Source organism: Streptomyces sp. NPDC052109 (genome assembly GCF_040680195.1).
In the GTDB taxonomy this organism is placed as follows: domain Bacteria; phylum Actinomycetota; class Actinomycetes; order Streptomycetales; family Streptomycetaceae; genus Streptomyces.
The window spans coordinates 23,973-40,197 of the sequence record NZ_JBFAWF010000021.1; the positions used below are offsets into that span (position 1 = coordinate 23,973).

Consider the following 16,225-nt stretch of genomic DNA (forward strand, 5'->3'; position numbering starts at 1 on the left):
TGACGGACGACAGGCGGCCGTGCCGCCCGGGCGTGACCGGACCGAGGGCGACCGGCGGCCGGCGCACGGTCCGGCGCACGCCCCTCGGATCAGCCCTGCGGCCCGGGATAGCCCAGGGATGCCTCGATGCGCCCGGCCACGTCGTCCCGCTGTACCGGGCCACGCAGGGTCGAACCGGCCAGCCAGGTACGGCACTTGCTGGCCAGCAGCAGACCGAAGGTCTCGGCCTCGCGCTCCTCGGCGAGGTCGAAGCGGGTCCGGGCCGCGACCCGCTGCACCGTGGCCTGGAGGGCGTCCTGGTCGGTGTCGTCGTACAGCAGCCGCGTGGCGACCCCGACGCCGTCGACGTGGTGCCCGTGATGGTCGGCCTGCATGTGCCACAGCTCGTGACCGAGGATCACCAACTGGTGGTCCGGCGCGGTGCGTTCCTCCACGACGACGAGGTCGCGGTCGGTCAGGTCCAGCCACAGCCCGCTCGCCGTGCCCGGCGGGAAGGCGGCCGCGCGGAAGTGCACCGGGCGGCCGCGCCGGCGGCTCATCGCCTCGCACAGCGCGCGGTACAGCTCCGGCGGCGGCACCGGTGCACCCAGCGTCAGCCCGCCCACCAGCTCGTTGCACAGCCGGCGCATGTCCCTGCCGATGCCCACAGTCCTCCCCCGGCTCACGACTCGGGCCGCTTGACGCTCTCCAGGAGCATGTCGAGCCACTCCGCGACCTTGTCCCGGTGCTGGTCGGTGGGCAACTGCGCGGCCCGCCAGGCTATTCCGCGCACCCCGTGGTCCTGCAGCAGCCGTTCCAGCGGGTCCTTGTCGGCGCCGGCGGCGGCCCGTTCCCGGTCGGCGAGCTTGGTCAGCAGTTCCTGCTCGGTGCGCTGCAGCGCACCCGCCAGGGCCTCGGGGTCCTCCGCGGTGAGGAAGCCGGCGTGCACCCGGAAGAAGCGCTGCAACGCGTCGCAGTGCTCCATGGTGGGCCGCCGGTCGCCGTTGATCAGCGCGCCCGCCTGCTGCCGGGACATGCCCGCGCCGTCGGCGATCTCCTGCTGGGTGTACTTGCGGCCGTTCGGTTTCAGCCGGGTGCGGCGCAGCAGGCCGAGGCGCTGCAGAAAACGTGCCTGGACGTCCGGTTCGCCGGCCGGCCGGCCGCTGAGCAGGGCCTTGACCACCGCCTCCGGGACACCGCAGGCCACGGAGAGCCGCCCGACGTCGAAGACCTCGGCGTGCGGCACGCCGAGCCGGTCGGCGAGCGCGGTGACGCGGGCGACGACGGCCGGCAGCTGGGCGGTCGCCGCGGCGCCCGGATCCTCGTAGCCATCCGTCACCGACAGAACTCCTACGTCTCTAGAGGGCTTCAGATGCGTCCGTGTCTCACGAGCGATCGCTCGTGAACTTCCCGGAGAGTAGCGGGTGCCTCGAACTCACATCCAGGTGTCGCCACAACTGTGGCGAATTTCAGCCGTCAACGGGCACGGAATGCCACGATAGTTGACATGGTCTTGCCGGGGGCCGCAGGATCACAGGGCCGCGTGAAGGCCGCAGAGGCAAGAGGGGTGACCTCCCGATGGCATACCAGGCAGGAGGGCAGCGGCCGGCACCGCGGCCCGTCCCCGAGACCTGCGAGACGCAGGCGTACCTCCAGGACTACGCCGTCCTGCTGGAGTCTCTCGCCTGCCCGTCCCTGGTCGTCGACCACCGCTGGGGCGTGGTCATGGCCAACGGCGCGTTCGAGACACTTTTCCGGGGGGTGCGCCGGCATGCGTCGGCCATGCCCGGGGCCAACTTCCTGCGGTTCGTCCTGTTCCACCCGGACGCGGCCGACGTCCTCGGCGAGCACGAGCAGGGCTGGTGCCTGCCGATGCTGGCCCACCTCAAAACCGCCCTGGAGACGTACGGTCACGACCACGAACTCCAGGCGATCCGCCGGGACATGGCTCAGGACCCGCTCATGGAGGCCGCCTACCGGCAGGGCCTGCCGCACTGGATGCGGGCCGTCGGCGAGAGCGCGACCCGGCTCGACGGAGCCGTCCGGCTGCTGGTCCACCCCGACCCGCGCCGCGGCCCCACCGAGTGCCGCATCGTCGAGGAGACACCCGAGGTCCTGCGTGACCTCGGCTACCGGCGCCTCACGATGGTTCCGCGCGACCACCGCCGCCCCGCCGCGCCCGTACGGCGTCCGCGCCGGCCGCGGGGCACGGCGGCCCATCTCACGGTCGTCCCGGCCCCCGAGGACTGACCCGGCACCGCCGGCGTTCAGGTCGCCGGCGGCGCCGGGTCGAAGCACGCACTCCGTCCCGGCGGGAGCGCCCGCACGGGGCGGGGCTGCAGGGATACACGGCCCGCGGCGGGGTGCGGGCAGCGACCGCACCCGTCCCGCACCGGCTGGCCCACGGGGCGCGCCGACGGCGGGACACACCGCGCAAGCGGCTTGCGCGACTTGCACTGCATTTGCGTGCATGCCTCGACCTCTTGCGGAAGTGGCGAAGAGGGTCGGCGATGGCGAGGCGACGGTCAACCGGGTGCTCAACGGCGAACCCGGGGGTCCGAAACCACTCGGCAGACGGCACTCGACGTCCGCGGCTACGGGCGTCCCACCCAGCTGCGCGGCGAACGCGCCCGGATGGTCGGCCGTCCTGCCCGAGCTGCGGGTCCGCGGCGTCGTCTGATCGGCCGTCTCATGCTGCTCGACGCGGCCGCCGAACACCTCGGCTTCCCGGGCGTGTCCTGCGGCGGCGCCGTGGCCGTCGAGCAGGCCCGGCGGCAACTCACCTCCCTCGGCCATGAGCGCATCGGACGGGTCTCGGCCCGGGCGGCCACGTGCCCTCGGTGCGCAAGCCGTCCCTCGCGCGGGCGATCACCGGTGATCTGCCGGACGAGTTCGCCGCGCGGGCGATCTTCTCCGTCGAAGGCGGTCACGCCGCCGCGTCCCGGCGGATCGACCGCGGGGTGACCGGGATCGTCTGCACAGGCGACCCCCTGGCGCTGGGCGTGGTCCGGGCCGCGCGGCGCGAGGGCCACGGCTCCCGGGCGGATCTCCGGCGTCCGCTACGACGACTCCGCCGTCATGAACTGCACCGAACCCCCGCTCGCGACCGTCCGCCGGCCCGTCGAGGCCGTGAGCCGCGTGGCCGTCGAGCCGCCGAGCGTGCGGATCGGCGGCGCCTCCGTACCCGCCGAGGAGGTGCTGTTCGGGCCCGGCCTGGTGGTGCGTGGATCCACCGCGCAAGCCCCGCGCTCCTGAGCTCCAGAAGATCCGGCTGTCTGTCGACTAATTACTTGTTCTGCCTGACATCTTGCGTCTCGATGTCGTCGGTGCTTGAGTGTGCGGCGCCCACCGCACCTGCCATGAGTGCCATCAGAGGTCCACCGATGAGAAGTACCGGGTTCCGCCGTACCTACGGCGCGAGCGGCGTCTGTTCCTCGCTCGCCCTCGCCGCCCTCGCCCGCGGCTCGGGCCGACGACTCGGCGGTCGGCAGGACATGCGTCACCGTCAACCGCGAGCCGCCCAGGAGCGCCGTACGCGGGATTCGGTGCGCGGCGGGAACCCCGGGTGCCGCAGCCGGCCGACCGGCCGTCGTACGCGGTCGACCGCCGACAGCATGATCCCCACTTCGTGCTGTCCCTCCACCGCGAGGCCGTCGCCGCCCGCCGGGTCTTCGGTGACGGCCCCCTGACCTGGCTGCCCGCCCTCTGGCCACCCGACGGCGACCTCGCTCTCGCCCGCGCCGAGCGCGCGATGCGCGTGGTCGGCCTCGCGGCCACGTCCGCACCAGCTGTCCCAGTACCCCCACCATCGAAAGGGATCAGCACATGTACACCACCAGCACCGCCAGACATGTCAGGCGCACGCCAGCCATCGGGACCGTCGTCGCCCTCGCCGCCGGCATGATGGTCACCCTGGCCCCCGCCGCGCACGCCGCGTCGGGCGCCGGCCTCCCCTTCACCTCCGTGGAGGCCGAGTCCGCGACCACCACCGGCACGAAGATCGGCCCCGACTACACCCAGGGCACCCTCGCCTCGGAGGCGTCCGGACGGCAGGCCGTCCGGCTGACGTCCGGGCAGCGGGTGGAGTTCACCGTGCCGCGCGCCGCCAACGCGGTGAACCTCTCCTACAGCGTCCCGGACGGCCAGACCGGTTCGCTGAACGTGTACGTCAACGGCACCAAGCTCGCCAAGACCCTCCCGGTGACCTCCAAGTACTCCTACATCGACACCGGCTGGATCCCCGGCGCCAAGCAGCACCACTTCTTCGACAACGCCCGCATGCTGCTGGGCCAGAACGTCCAGCCCGGCGACAAGGTCGCGTTCGAGTCGACCGGTACCCAGGTCACCGTCGACGTCGCGGACTTCGAGCAGGTCGCGGCCGCCGCCGCCCAGCCCGCCGGCTCCGTCTCCGTCGTGTCCAAGGGCGCCGACCCCAGCGGCAACGGCGACTCCACCCAGGCCTTCCGGGACGCGATCGCCGCCGCCCAGGGCGGAACGGTGTGGATCCCGCCGGGTGACTACAAGATCACCTCGTCCCTCAACGGCGTGCAGAACGTGACGCTGCAGGGCGCCGGCAGCTGGTACTCGGTAGTGCACACCTCCCGCTTCATCGACCAGTCCAGCTCCTCCGGCAACGTCCACATCAAGGACTTCGCCGTCATGGGCGAGGTCACCGAACGCGTCGACTCCAGTCCGGACAACTTCGTCAACGGCTCCCTCGGCCCGAACTCTTCCGTCTCCGGCATGTGGATCCAGCACATGAAGTGCGGCATGTGGCTGACGGGCACCAACGACAACCTGGTGGTGGAGAACAACCGCATCCTCGACACCACCGCCGACGGCATCAACCTCAACGGCACCGCCAAGGGTGTCGTCGTCCGCAACAACTTCCTGCGCAACCAGGGCGACGACTCCCTCGCCATGTGGTCGCTCTACTCGCCGGACACGAACTCCAGCTTCGAGAACAACACGATCTCCCAGCCCAACCTCGCCAACGGCATCGCCATCTACGGCGGCACCGACATCTCCGTGAAGAACAACCTGATCTCCGACACCAACGCCCTGGGCAGCGGGATCGCGATCTCCAACCAGAAGTTCATGGACCCCTTCTCCCCGCTGTCCGGCACCATCACGGTCGACGGCAACACCCTGGTGCGCACCGGCGCGATAAACCCCAACTGGAACCATCCGATGGGCGCGTTGCGCGTCGACTCCTACGACAGCGCGATCAACGCGACCGTCAACATCACCAACACCACGATCACCGACAGCCCGTACAGTGCTTTCGAGTTCGTCTCCGGCGGCGGACAGGGCTACCCGGTCAGGAACGTCAACGTGACCGGCGCCACCGTGCAGAACACCGGTACGGTCGTCGTCCAGGCCGAGACGCAGGGCGCCGCCACCTTCAAGAACGTCACGGCCACCCAGGTCGGCGCGGCCGGTGTCTACAACTGCCCCTACCCGGCGAACTCCGGCTCCTTCGCCCTCACCGACGGCGGCGGCAACTCGGGCTGGAGCAGCACCTGGTCGGACTGCTCGACCTGGCCCCAGCCCGGCCAGGGCAACCCCGATCCGGACCCGAACCGCAACCTCGCCAAGGGCCGGCCGGCCTCCGCGACCGGTTCTCAGGACGTCTACACGCCCGGCAAGGCGGTCGACGGTGACGCCAACTCCTACTGGGAGTCGACGAACAACGCCTTCCCGCAGTCCTGGACGGTCGACCTCGGCTCGTCCTACGCCGTGCGCCGCCTGGTGCTGAAGCTGCCGCCCTCCTCGGCCTGGGGCGCCCGCACCGAGACGGTCACCGTGCTCGGCAGCACCGACGGCTCGAACTACTCGACCGTCGTGGGTTCCCAGGGTTACCGCTTCGACCCGGCCACCGGCAACGCGGCCACCGTCTCCCTGCCGAGCACCTCCAACCTGCGCTACCTCCGCCTCACCGTCAGCGCCAACACCGGCTGGCCGGCGGGACAGCTCAGTGAGGTGGAGGCCTACCTGACACCCTGATCCGGGCCCGTGTTCACAGGTCCAGCACCAGTCGGGCGCCCCGGCACCGGGACACACAGATCATCATGGTGTCACCCGCCGACCGCTCCTCCTCGGTGAGGACGGAGTCCCGGTGATCCGGGGCGCCCGCCAGCACATCGGTCTCGCAGGTGCCGCAGGTCCCCTCCGTGCAGGAGTACAGCACCTCGACGCCCGCGGCGCGCACCGCGTCCAGCACTGACACGTCCGGCGGGACGGTCACCGCGCGGCCGCTGCGTGCGAGTACGACCTCGAACTCCGAGCCGGCGGGCGCCTGTCGCTCCCTCGGTCGGAAGCGCTCCACCCGCAGCGCCCCGGCCGGGCAGCGCTGCTCGACGGCGTCCAGCAGCGGCCCCGGACCGCAGCAGTAGACCAGGGTGCCGTCGGGGAGGCCGTCCAGCACCGGGTCCAGGTCGAGCAGGCCGGTCTCGTCCTGCGGGGCGAGGGCGACCCGGTCGCCGTAGCGGGCCAGCTCCCCGGCGAAGGCCATGGAGGAGCGGGAGCGTCCGCCGTACAGCAGTGTCCACTCGGTGCCGGCCTGTTCGGCCGCCGCGAGCATCGGCAGGATCGGGGTGATGCCGATGCCGCCGGCGATGAAGCGGTAACGGGGCGCGGGCTCCTGCCGGAAGCGGTTTCGCGGCCCGCGCACCCGTACCTTCGTGCCCTCGCCCAACCGCTCGTGCACATGGGCCGAGCCTCCCCGCCCGGCCGGTTCCCGCAGCACCGCGATCCGCCACGCCGACCGGTCCGCGGGGTCACCGCACAGCGAGTACTGCCGCTCGAGACCCGGCCCGAGCAGCAGGTCCACATGGGCGCCGGGCTCCCAGGCGGGCAGCTCGTGCCCGAGCGGATCGCACAGCGTCAGGGCCAGCACCCCGTCTGCGACGAACTCCCTTGCGGATACGACGAGTTCGCTCTCCGTCACCGTACGGCCTCTTCGCTGTCGTGCCCTTCGGGATGCGCCGGCATCCACTCCCGCATCCGCACCGGGTCCCCGGCGGTGCGCTCGGCACCGCAGTGGCAGGTGCCGTGCAGCACATCGGTGCCGGGCAGCCAGTCGGCCCGGTAGACCTCGCCGGTGCCGGGGCTCACCGGACCCCCTCCACGGGCTTGCCGCCCTCCTCGGCCAGCCGGGACAGGATGCGGCGCGCGGCCAGGCCACCGGTGTCGATGCTGATGCTCAGCTCCTGGTAGCCCGCGCGTTCGGTGCCGAGGGTGCGCTGGAGCAGGTTGAGCGCGTCCACGTCCTGCATCACCACGGTGTGGTTGTTGGCCCGCAGGAACTCGGTGACCTCGGCGTCCTCGACCGCCCAGTCCCGGGACACCGCCCAGAAGTCGTACACCTTGCCGTCCGCCGACGGCGTGATGGCGTAGGTGATCTCGGTGTGGAAACCGTGCGGGTCGCTGCCGTCGGGCTCCGGTACGACGCCGACCGGAGCGATCCGGCTGTGCAGCAGATACAGGCACGGGGCGTGGTACTCGATGTCCTGCCAGCGGGTGATCCGGCCCGCCATGCCGGTCGAGCGGGCGTAGAAGGGCGGGCACTCGGCGTCGTCCATGCGCCGGCTGACCCGGACCACGCCCGCGCCCTCGTCCACCTCGGTGGTGATGGGCGTCTCGGCGACCTCCGGAGTACCGATGTAACCGCCGTGCAGATACGTCTCGTGGGACAGGTCGAGCAGGTTGTCGACGAGCAGGCCGTGGTCGGCGTCGATCGGTTCCATGCCGCGTACGGTGATCCAGCCGGGGGAGTCGAGGTGCCGGGCCCGCGGGATCGTCCGCGAGTCGGCGAGCGCCGGGTCGCCGATCCACACCCAGACCAGCGAGTCCTGCTCCACCACCGGGTAGGAGGCGACACGCGCGGTGCGCGGAACGCGCTTCTGGCCCGGTACGAATACGCAGGTGCCGGTCCGGTCGTAGGTGAAACCGTGGTAACCGCACACGATCCGGTCGCCGTCCAGGCCGCTCGAGGACAGCGGATACCTGCGGTGGACGCACCGGTCGTGCAGGGCGACCGGGGCGCCGTCCTCCTCCGCGCGGTACAGGACAAGCGGTTCCCCGAGGACGGTCCGGCCGAGCAGCTCGCGCCCGACCTCCTCACCGTAGGCGGCGACGTACCACTGATTCCTCGCGAAAGCGGTCACATGCGGCATGGCTGAGGCTCCCCTCTGTGGTGGTGGCCACATCGTCGGGAGGCGGCGCAGGGTGCGCAACGCCGACTTCCGCCAGGCGGCAGCCTTCCTGGCAGTCGCCGTCGGCTCCGGCGTCCGTGGTGGTTCACCGGCACCGCGCTGACCGCCGAGTTTCACACAGGCGCCATCAGACCCTTCCCTGACGTTTGATGCTCTTGGAACACTCGCTCCGCGCAGATTCCGTCATTTGTGCGGCATCACGTACGTCAGGACGAGAGGACCCTCAGAGTCATGCCCGAAGCAAACCGGCGCCGATTCCTCCAACTCGCGGGCGCCACTGCGGCGTTCACCGCGCTGTCGAGCAGCATCCAGCGCGCCGCCGCGCTGCCCGCGCACCACCGCACCGGGACAGTCCAGGACGTCGAGCACATCGTCGTCCTCATGCAGGAGAACCGATCCTTCGACCACTACTTCGGCACGCTGCGAGGTGTCCGCGGCTTCGGCGACCCCCGTTCCGTCTCGCAGAACGGGAAGTCCGTCTGGAAGCAGTCCGACGGCACCAAGGACATCCTGCCCTTCCATCCGGACGCCGACGACCTGGGCCTCGCCTTCATCCAGGACCTGCCGCACGGCTGGCAGGACACCCATGCCGCCTTCAACGGGGGCAAGTACGACAAATGGGTCCCGGCCAAGGGCAGCACGACCATGGCCCACCTGACCCGCGACGACATCCCGTTCCACTACGCGCTCGCCGACGCCTTCACCATCTGCGACGCCTACCACTGCTCGTTCATGGGCTCCACCGACCCGAACCGCTACTACATGTGGACCGGTTACGTCGGGAACGACGGGAAGGGCGGCGGCCCGGTCCTCGGCAACGACGAGAAGGGCTACGGCTGGACGACGTACCCCGAGCGGCTGGAGAAGGCCGGGGTGTCCTGGAAGATCTACCAGGACGTCGGCGACGGACTGGACGCGAACGGCGGCTGGGGCTGGATCGACGACGCCTACCGCGGCAACTACGGCGACAACTCGCTGCTCTACTTCAACCAGTACCGCGACGCCAAGCCCGGCGACCCGCTGTACGACAAGGCCCGCACCGGCACCGACGCACGCAAGGGCGAGGGCTTCTTCGACCGGCTGAAGGCCGACGTCAAGGCCGGCAAGCTGCCGCAGGTCTCCTACGTCGTCGCCCCCGAGGCCTTCACCGAGCACCCCAACTGGCCCGCCAACTACGGCGCCTGGTACGTCGCCCAGGTCCTGGACGCGCTCACCTCCGATCCCGAGGTCTGGGGCAGGACCGCGCTGTTCATCACCTATGACGAGAACGACGGCTTCTTCGACCACGTCATACCGCCCTTCCCGCCGGCCTCCGGCGCCCAGGGCAAGTCGACCGTCGACGCGTCCCTCGACCTGTACAAGGGCGACGCGAGCCACGTCGCCGGCGCCTACGGGCTGGGCCAGCGCGTGCCGATGCTGGTCGTCTCCCCGTGGAGCAAGGGCGGTTACGTCTGCTCCGAGACCTTCGACCACACCTCGATCATCCGGTTCATGGAGCGCCGCTTCGGCGTGCACGAGCCGAACATCTCGCCCTGGCGCCGGGCCGTCGTCGGCGATCTGACCAGCGCCTTCGACTTCTCCCGCAAGGACACCAAGCCGGTCGCGCTGCCGTCCACGGCCGGCTACGAGCCGCCGGACCACAACCGGCACGCCGACTACGTGCCCAAGCCGCCGGCCAACCCCTCCCTGCCCAAGCAGGAGCGCGGCCACCGGCCCACCCGCCCGCTGAAGTACGCCCCCGTGGTGGACGGTTCCGCGGACACCACGGGCGGCACCTTCACGCTCACGTTCGCCTCGGGGACGCACGCGGGCGCCGCCTTCCTCGTCACCTCCGGCAACCGCACCGACGGCCCCTGGACCTACACCACCGAGGCCGCCAAGTCGCTGTCCGACACCTGGAACGCGGCCTACTCCGGTGGCGTGCACGACCTCACCGTCCACGGCCCCAACGGTTTCCTGCGCGTTTTCAAGGGCAAGGCCAAGACCGCCGGACCGGAGGCGACCGCCCGGCACGTGGGCGAGGACCTGGTGCTCACCTTCACCAACAAGGGTTCCGGCACGGCGAAGCTGAAGGTCGTGAACGGCTACGGTGGCGCTCCGGCCACCGTGACCGTACGGCCCGGCGCGACGGTCAAGCACACCGTGGACCTCGCGGCGAGCAAGCGCTGGTACGACGTGACCGTCACCTGCGACGCCGACCCGGGCTTCCTGCGCGGCTTCGCCGGGCATGTCGAGAACGGTCATCCGGGCGTCAGCGACCCGGCGATCGCCTCGGAGTGAACGGGCGATGAATACCGCTCCGTGCGGACTGGTCAGGTACCGGTCACATCAGGGTAGTGTGCCCCGGTGACCACGCAATCGAACACTCCGGCAGGCTGGTACCCGGATCCGCACGGAGCGCCGCAGACGCTGCGCTACTGGGACGGCGCGCAGTGGACCCAGCACACCAATCCGGCGCAGGCGCCCGCCGGTCAGGTTCCGCAGCAGCAGGGTGCTGCCCAGCAGGCCGCGCCTCAGCCGGCCGCGGCTCAGCAGTACGGCGGTCCCCAGCAGTTCGGCGCCCCGCAGGCCCGGACCGCCGACCCCAAGGTGCAGCGTCAGGTCCAGCAGCAGGCGGGGGTCGCGGCCGGCGGCCCCGGCGGGGGCACCCTCTTCACCGAGCCGGTCCTGGTCGTGAACCAGAAGGCCAAGCTGATCGAGCTGACCAACGAGTACAAGGTCATGGATCAGAACGGCCGGGAGATCGGCTCCGTGACCGAGGTCGGGCAGGGCGCGCTGAAGAAGATCCTGCGTTTCGTCTCCAGCCTCGACCAGTTCATGACCCACAAGCTGGAGATCCGCGACGCGTACGGCCAGCCCCAGCTGCTGCTGACCCGGCCCGCGAAGTTCTTCAAGTCCCGGGTCGTCGTGACGCGTCCGGACGGCTCGCCGGTCGGTGAGATCGTCCAGCAGAACATGATCGGGAAGATCAACTTCGCCATGAACGCGAACGGCCGGCAGGTCGGCGCGATCAAGGCGGAGAACTGGCGGGCGTGGAACTTCGCGATCGTCGACCACGCGGACAACGAGGTCGCCCGGATCACCAAGACCTGGGAAGGCCTCGCCAAGACGCTCTTCACGACGGCGGACAACTACGTCCTGCAGATCCACTACCAGCTGCCCGAGCCGCTGCTGAGCCTCGTGGTGGCGACGGCCCTGACCGTCGACACCGCCCTCAAGCAGGACTCGCGGGGCTGGAACTGAGCGGGCCCCGACGGGGGAGAACGAGGCACGAGGAGCACGGGAACGGCGGCCGGAGCGCGCGGAGTGCGCGCGTACCGGCCGCCGCTGCGCGTCGTGGCCGGATACGTGCCAGTGGTCGGGCGTCCGGCGGGACGCCGCCGCACCGCTCACAGGCGCCGGGACCGGCCGAGCACGCGTCCTTTTCCGCAGCCCGCTCCCACCTCGCCTCACAGGCAGGCCGCCGGGCCGCCGTGCGGCGGGACTCCCGCGCAACCGGCTTGCGGGGCCGCGTGGCTGCCGTGCCGCAGTGCCGCAGGGCACTCGCTCGTGACCTACTCATGCTCCCGAGCTGCCACCCGGGGGGGGGATCGTCGTCCTGCCGGACTGCCGGACTGCCGGACTGCCGGACTGCCGGACTGCCGGACTGCCGGACTGCCGGACTGCCGGACTGCCGGGCTGCCGGGCTGCCGGGCTGTGAGCTCCGGGCTCGGGGCTGCGGGCCGGCATGCTGCAGGGCTGCAACGCTGATCGGGGTTGGCGGGGTTGCCAGGTCGCCGAGCTGTGAGGCTCCGGGCTGCGGAGCCGACGGCCGCCGGGCCCCGCCAGGCGCTGACGCGACAACCGTCGCCCGAGCCGGCGCTCGCTCAAGTCAGTGCTCGCCCAAGCCAGTACTCGCCCCTCCGCAGTGCCGGCCCCAGGCAGCTCCGCCCACGAGGGCCCCGCCCGAGCCGGTGCTCGCCCGGGCCGTGCTCGCCCAAGCCGGTCCCGCCCACGGCGGCTCCTCCCGAGGCGGTGCGCTCGCCCACGGCAGCGTGTTCGCCGGGGCGTCGCCGTGCTCGACAGCGTGCGCCGGCAGGACGCCCGTACGCCTAGGCGGAGAACGCGTCGACGCCCGTCAGCTCCGCCGACAGCTCCCACAGCCGAGCCGCCTGCTCGGGGTCGATCGCCCAGTCCTTGACGCCACTGCGCTCCTCGCCCTCCGGCGCGCGCTCGGCGATGTCGCAGTCCTCCAGATAGACGCCACCGAGCCCGTCCAGCTGCGGTGAGGTCGCCGCCCACACCTGGGTGGCCGCACCCTGCTGCGGCGTCTTGAAGCCCTCGGGATCGAGCACGTTGCCGTCCTCGTCGATCCAGCCGCGCTCGATCATCTCCTCCTTGGGCAGATGCCGTTGGAGCGGAGTGATGATGCCGCCGGGGTGCAGGGCGAAGGCACGGACGCCGGCGTCACGGCCGAGCTTGTCGAGCTGGACGGCGAACAGGACGTTCGCGGTCTTGGCCTGGCCGTAGGCCTCCCACTTGTCGTAGCCCTGCCGCCAGTGGACGTCGTCCCAGCGGATGCCGGAGAGGTGGTGGCCGCGGGAGGAGACGGAGACGACGCGGGCACCGCCGGGTGCGATCGCCGGCCACAGGCGGTTGACGAGAGCGAAGTGGCCGAGGTGGTTCGTGGCGAACTGGGCCTCCCAGCCGGGCCCCACCCGGGTCTCCGGGCACGCCATGATTCCCGCGCTGTCGATCACGATGTCGATGGTCCGTCCGGAGGCGAGGAACCGCTCGGAGAAGCGGCGCACGCTCTCCAGGTCGCCGAGGTCCAACTCGTCCAGTTCGACGCCGGGAACGTCGGTCAGCGCCTGCTCGGCGGTGGCCGGGCGGCGGGCGGGCACGACGACGTGGGCGCCGGCCTTCACGAGCGAGCGGGTGGTCTCCAGGCCGATGCCCGAGTAACCGCCCGTGACGAGGGCGAGCTTTCCGGCCAGGTCGATGCCGCGCAGGACGTCGTCCGCGGTGGTGGTGGCGCCGAAACCCGAACCGATCTTGTGCTGTGCAGTACTCATGGCCGGAACGCTATGAATTGGAGTGCGCTCGAAGTCAAGCGCCGGGCGGCGCGTCCGAGTGGCCGTGGTCCTCGGTCCAGGTCGGCGGTCACCGCCTCGGACACCGTCGCCGCCGCCTCCCGGATCCGCCGACGCACGTCTCCTTCGTACCGGTTGCCCCACCGATTGCGGACGCCTCCGTACCGGAGGGTCACCGACGCGCCGGAGCGGTCTTCTCGTGACGAGGGTGGTCACGGCCCGGGGGCCAGGGCCCCTGGCGGTTCAGAGTGCCGTGAGATGTCCGGGCTGGTCCGGCTGGCGTGGCACCAGTGCCGGTTCGGTGGTCGCCGTGCGCGGTTCCAGGGCGAGTACCGCGGCCACGGGGTGGTCGTCGGTCTCGGGCACCGGTTCCGGAGTGACCCGGGTGAGCAGGACCACGCCCCACGACGCCAGGGCCGCGCCGGCGAGGGCCAGCAGGATGCCGGCGGGGCCGCCCTGGAGGCCCTGGCCGAGCAGCGTGAGGCCGATGACCGCGGCGGCCACCGGATTGGCGAGGGTGACCACGGCGAGCGGCGCGCCGAGCCCGCCGCGGTAGGCGGTCTGGGACAGCAGCAGCCCGCCGACCGCGAACGCGGCGACGAGCACGGCGACCACCACCACCTCGGGGCTCAGGAGCGGTCCCGTGCGGTCCGTGGCCGCCACGGTCACCGTCTGGGTGAGGGCCGAGGCGACACCGGAGGCGAAACCGGAGGCCGTGGCGTGCCGAAGACCCGGGCGGGCGCCGGGCCAGGAGAGCATGCCGATCGCGACGGCGGTCGTACCGGCGACCGCCAGGGCCTCGGTCATCGACAGCACCCGAGAGGGCGCCGGGCCGGAGGCGGTGACGAGCAGCCCGGCGAGCCCGAGCAGCGTCAGCGCCGTACCGCGCCACTCCGCCGTGCTGACCCGGCGTCCGGCCGCCCGGGCGCCGAGCGGTACGGCCGCGACCAGGGTGAGCGCGCCCAGCGGCTGGACGAGGGTGAGCGGTCCGTACCTGAGGGCGACGACGTGCAGCAGGGCGGCGGCCGCGTTCAGACCGACCGCCGACCACCAGGCGCCGGTGCCGAGCAGGCGCAGCAGGCCGGTGCCGTGGCTGCGGGAGGCCAGGCGTTCCTGGGCGACGGCGGCCAGGGCGTAGGCGACCGCCGAGACGAGGGAGAGTGCGACGGCGATCAGGGCGGCGGCGCTCATCGGCCCGCTCCCGCCAGCACGCTCTCGCGCGGCGCGAGCCGGCCGGCGCCGCGTCCGGCCGTGGTGGCCGTCCGGTGCGGCGGGTGGATCACGGCGAGGGCGATGCCGAGCATGGCCGTCGCGACGATCGCGTCGAGCCAGTAGTGGTTCGCCGTGCCCACGATCACCAGCAGGGTGATCAGCGGGTGCAGCAGCCACAGCCAGCGCCACCGGGACCGGGTGGCCACGATCAGGCCGACGGCCACCATCAGGGCCCAGCCGAAGTGCAGCGACGGCATCGCCGCGAACTGGTTGGACAGGTGGTCGCTGGACGGTGGGCCGTAGACGGAGGGGCCGTAGAGGCGGGCGGTGTCCACCAGGCCGTCGCCGGTCAGCATCCGCGGCGGGGCCAGCGGGAAGGTGAACGGCAGCACCAGCGCGGCCGTGGTGACGACGGCGAGGACGCGGCGGGCCCAGACGTAGTGGGCGGGCCGCCGGAGGTACAGCCAGACCAGGAAGGCGAGCGTCGCAGGGAAATGGACGGTGGCGTAGTAGGTGTTCGCGAGGTGTACGAGGGTGTCGCCGTGCAGCAGTGCGGACTGCACGGCGTTCTCGTGCGGGAGGCGCAGCGTCCGCTCCAGGTCCCACACGCGGCGGGCGTTGTGGAGGGCGTTCGCGGTGTCTCCCGTGGCCAGTTGCCGGCCGAGCTTGTAGACGAGGAAGAGTCCCGCGACCAGCAGAAGCTCACGTACGAGTGCCGGGCGCGCTGTCGCGTCCGGCGGCTCCGCTGCTGCCTCTGCAGGCTCGGTTCGGGCATTCATCCCCCGGCCCCTTCGCTGACGGTGGTGCGTGTGGTGGTGCGTGCGAGCCCCGGCTGTGGGCGGAGGCTCATCGATACGTCGTCGTTCCGATACGTCAGTGTACCGATACGGCGGAGTACCGGTACACTGGCGTATCGATTGATGTGCGACACACTGGACCACAGGATCGGCGGCCCCGGCTCGAGCCGTGCTCGAGCGGAGCCGTACCGGAACGACCACCGGACACGAGTGAGGGGAAGCACCGCATGACGTCGCAGGCCGCGGACGGACCGGAGTCGGTCGTCGCCTCGCGCCGCTCCAAGATCACGCCGGAGCGTGAGCGGGAGTTCTTCGACGCCGTGCTGGAGCAGATCCGCGAGTGCGGTTACGAGTCGGTCACCATGGAGGGCGTCGCCGCCAGCACCCGGTGCAGCAAGTCCACGCTCTACCGGCAGTGGAAGACCAAGCCCCAGTTCGTCGCGGCCGCGCTGCGCGCCAGCCGCCGGGTGCGGTTCACCGGCATCGACACCGGATCGCTCGCCGAGGACCTGCGCCAGGCCGCGCGGGCCGCCGGGGACTGGTCCGGCAAGGACACCAAACTGCTGCAGGCGCTGGGGCCCGCCGTGACGGGCGATCACGAGCTGGCGCAGGCGCTGCGCGAGGCGCTGGTGTACCCGGAGATCGCCGCGCTGCAGGAGATGCTCGCCCGGGGTGTGGCCAGGGGCGAGGTGCGAGCGGACCATCCGGCCCTGGAGTACATCCCCGCGATGATCTTCGGCGTGCTGCGCGTCCGGCCGGTGCTCAGCGGCCAGTACGCCGACGCCGACTATCTCGTCCGGTTCGTGGAGGCCACCGTGCTGCCCACGCTCGGGCTGACCCGAGACCCAGGCCGCCGTTCACGGGATGACTGAACGGTGACCTGACCGCGCCGCACCGTGGGGACGGGGGCGGCGCGCACCCCCCGGCCGGGTGGGGCTCCTCTTGAGCG

Annotated in this window: 13 protein-coding genes and 1 pseudogene; 6 read left to right on the top strand and 8 right to left on the bottom strand. The window is 71.7% G+C overall.

Annotation, left to right across the window (positions count from 1 at the left end):
* Positions 1-89: 89 nt before the first annotated feature.
* Positions 90-647: a toxin-antitoxin system, toxin component gene (locus tag AB0L59_RS32195; protein ID WP_365590170.1), complete on the bottom strand. Its 558-nt coding sequence runs from the start codon at positions 645-647 to the stop codon at positions 90-92.
* 14 nt (positions 648-661) lie between these two features.
* Positions 662-1,318 (bottom strand): helix-turn-helix transcriptional regulator, encoded by a 657-nt coding sequence (locus AB0L59_RS32200; protein WP_365590171.1) that lies wholly within the window; start codon positions 1,316-1,318, stop codon positions 662-664.
* A gap of 239 nt (positions 1,319-1,557) precedes the next feature.
* Here AB0L59_RS32200 and AB0L59_RS32205 point away from each other — a divergent pair, with 239 nt between their 5' ends.
* The 3 genes and pseudogenes from AB0L59_RS32205 (at position 1,558) to AB0L59_RS32215 (ending at position 5,985) form a co-directional block, all read left to right on the top strand.
* Positions 1,558-2,229, top strand: a complete 672-nt coding sequence (locus tag AB0L59_RS32205) for a hypothetical protein (RefSeq protein WP_365590172.1) — start codon at positions 1,558-1,560, stop codon at positions 2,227-2,229.
* A gap of 220 nt (positions 2,230-2,449) precedes the next feature.
* A pseudogene (locus AB0L59_RS32210) lies at positions 2,450-3,234 on the top strand (substrate-binding domain-containing protein).
* A gap of 570 nt (positions 3,235-3,804) precedes the next feature.
* On the top strand, positions 3,805-5,985 hold the full coding sequence (locus AB0L59_RS32215; protein ID WP_365590173.1) for a discoidin domain-containing protein: 2,181 nt from the start codon (positions 3,805-3,807) through the stop codon (positions 5,983-5,985).
* A gap of 13 nt (positions 5,986-5,998) precedes the next feature.
* On the opposite strand, the gene AB0L59_RS32220 is transcribed toward AB0L59_RS32215, so the two are convergent.
* Genes AB0L59_RS32220 through AB0L59_RS32230 form a run of 3 tightly spaced genes read right to left on the bottom strand, consistent with a single transcriptional unit; the run spans position 5,999 to position 8,156 of the window.
* The gene (locus AB0L59_RS32220; RefSeq protein WP_365590174.1) at positions 5,999-6,928 is read right to left on the bottom strand and encodes a PDR/VanB family oxidoreductase; all 930 of its coding nucleotides are present in this window, start codon (positions 6,926-6,928) and stop codon (positions 5,999-6,001) included.
* Positions 6,925-7,095, bottom strand: coding sequence for a hypothetical protein (locus AB0L59_RS32225; protein WP_365590175.1), 171 nt, complete (start codon positions 7,093-7,095; stop codon positions 6,925-6,927). The genes AB0L59_RS32220 and AB0L59_RS32225 overlap by 4 nt, the downstream gene beginning before the upstream one ends.
* Positions 7,092-8,156: an aromatic ring-hydroxylating dioxygenase subunit alpha gene (locus tag AB0L59_RS32230; RefSeq protein WP_365590176.1), complete on the bottom strand. Its 1,065-nt coding sequence runs from the start codon at positions 8,154-8,156 to the stop codon at positions 7,092-7,094. The genes AB0L59_RS32225 and AB0L59_RS32230 overlap by 4 nt, the downstream gene beginning before the upstream one ends.
* Positions 8,157-8,426: 270 nt before the next feature.
* On the opposite strand from AB0L59_RS32230, the gene AB0L59_RS32235 reads away from it, so the two are divergent.
* On the top strand, positions 8,427-10,475 hold the full coding sequence (locus tag AB0L59_RS32235) for a phosphocholine-specific phospholipase C (RefSeq protein WP_365590177.1): 2,049 nt from the start codon (positions 8,427-8,429) through the stop codon (positions 10,473-10,475).
* Positions 10,476-10,541: 66 nt separating this feature from the next.
* Complete coding sequence (locus tag AB0L59_RS32240) at positions 10,542-11,438, top strand: phospholipid scramblase-related protein (RefSeq protein ID WP_365590178.1); 897 nt, start codon at positions 10,542-10,544, stop codon at positions 11,436-11,438.
* Between the two features lie 848 nt (positions 11,439-12,286).
* Here AB0L59_RS32240 and AB0L59_RS32245 read toward each other — a convergent pair.
* The 3 genes from AB0L59_RS32245 to AB0L59_RS32255 form a co-directional block, all read right to left on the bottom strand.
* Positions 12,287-13,249: an SDR family NAD(P)-dependent oxidoreductase gene (locus AB0L59_RS32245; RefSeq protein ID WP_365590179.1), complete on the bottom strand. Its 963-nt coding sequence runs from the start codon at positions 13,247-13,249 to the stop codon at positions 12,287-12,289.
* Positions 13,250-13,510: 261 nt separating this feature from the next.
* The gene (locus AB0L59_RS32250) at positions 13,511-14,458 is read right to left on the bottom strand and encodes a hypothetical protein (RefSeq protein WP_365590180.1); all 948 of its coding nucleotides are present in this window, start codon (positions 14,456-14,458) and stop codon (positions 13,511-13,513) included.
* On the bottom strand, positions 14,455-15,258 hold the full coding sequence (locus AB0L59_RS32255) for a phosphatase PAP2 family protein (RefSeq protein WP_365590181.1): 804 nt from the start codon (positions 15,256-15,258) through the stop codon (positions 14,455-14,457). The genes AB0L59_RS32250 and AB0L59_RS32255 overlap by 4 nt, the downstream gene beginning before the upstream one ends.
* Before the next feature lie 245 nt (positions 15,259-15,503).
* Between AB0L59_RS32255 and AB0L59_RS32260 the strand changes: the two genes are divergently transcribed.
* Complete coding sequence (locus tag AB0L59_RS32260; RefSeq protein WP_365590182.1) at positions 15,504-16,148, top strand: TetR/AcrR family transcriptional regulator C-terminal ligand-binding domain-containing protein; 645 nt, start codon at positions 15,504-15,506, stop codon at positions 16,146-16,148.
* Positions 16,149-16,225: the final 77 nt, after the last annotated feature.

What these genes read in the sequence shown, in the direction of transcription:
- AB0L59_RS32205 (WP_365590172.1), top strand. Translation starts at nt 1,558, where the DNA reads ATGGCATACCAGGCAGGAGGGCAGCGGCCGGCACCGCGGCCCGTCCCC.
- AB0L59_RS32215 (WP_365590173.1), top strand. Translation starts at nt 3,805, where the DNA reads ATGTACACCACCAGCACCGCCAGACATGTCAGGCGCACGCCAGCCATC.
- AB0L59_RS32230 (WP_365590176.1), bottom strand. Translation starts at nt 8,156, where the DNA reads ATGCCGCATGTGACCGCTTTCGCGAGGAATCAGTGGTACGTCGCCGCC.
- AB0L59_RS32235 (WP_365590177.1), top strand. Translation starts at nt 8,427, where the DNA reads ATGCCCGAAGCAAACCGGCGCCGATTCCTCCAACTCGCGGGCGCCACT.
- AB0L59_RS32245 (WP_365590179.1), bottom strand. Translation starts at nt 13,249, where the DNA reads ATGAGTACTGCACAGCACAAGATCGGTTCGGGTTTCGGCGCCACCACC.
- AB0L59_RS32250 (WP_365590180.1), bottom strand. Translation starts at nt 14,458, where the DNA reads ATGAGCGCCGCCGCCCTGATCGCCGTCGCACTCTCCCTCGTCTCGGCG.
- AB0L59_RS32255 (WP_365590181.1), bottom strand. Translation starts at nt 15,258, where the DNA reads ATGAATGCCCGAACCGAGCCTGCAGAGGCAGCAGCGGAGCCGCCGGAC.
- AB0L59_RS32260 (WP_365590182.1), top strand. Translation starts at nt 15,504, where the DNA reads ATGACGTCGCAGGCCGCGGACGGACCGGAGTCGGTCGTCGCCTCGCGC.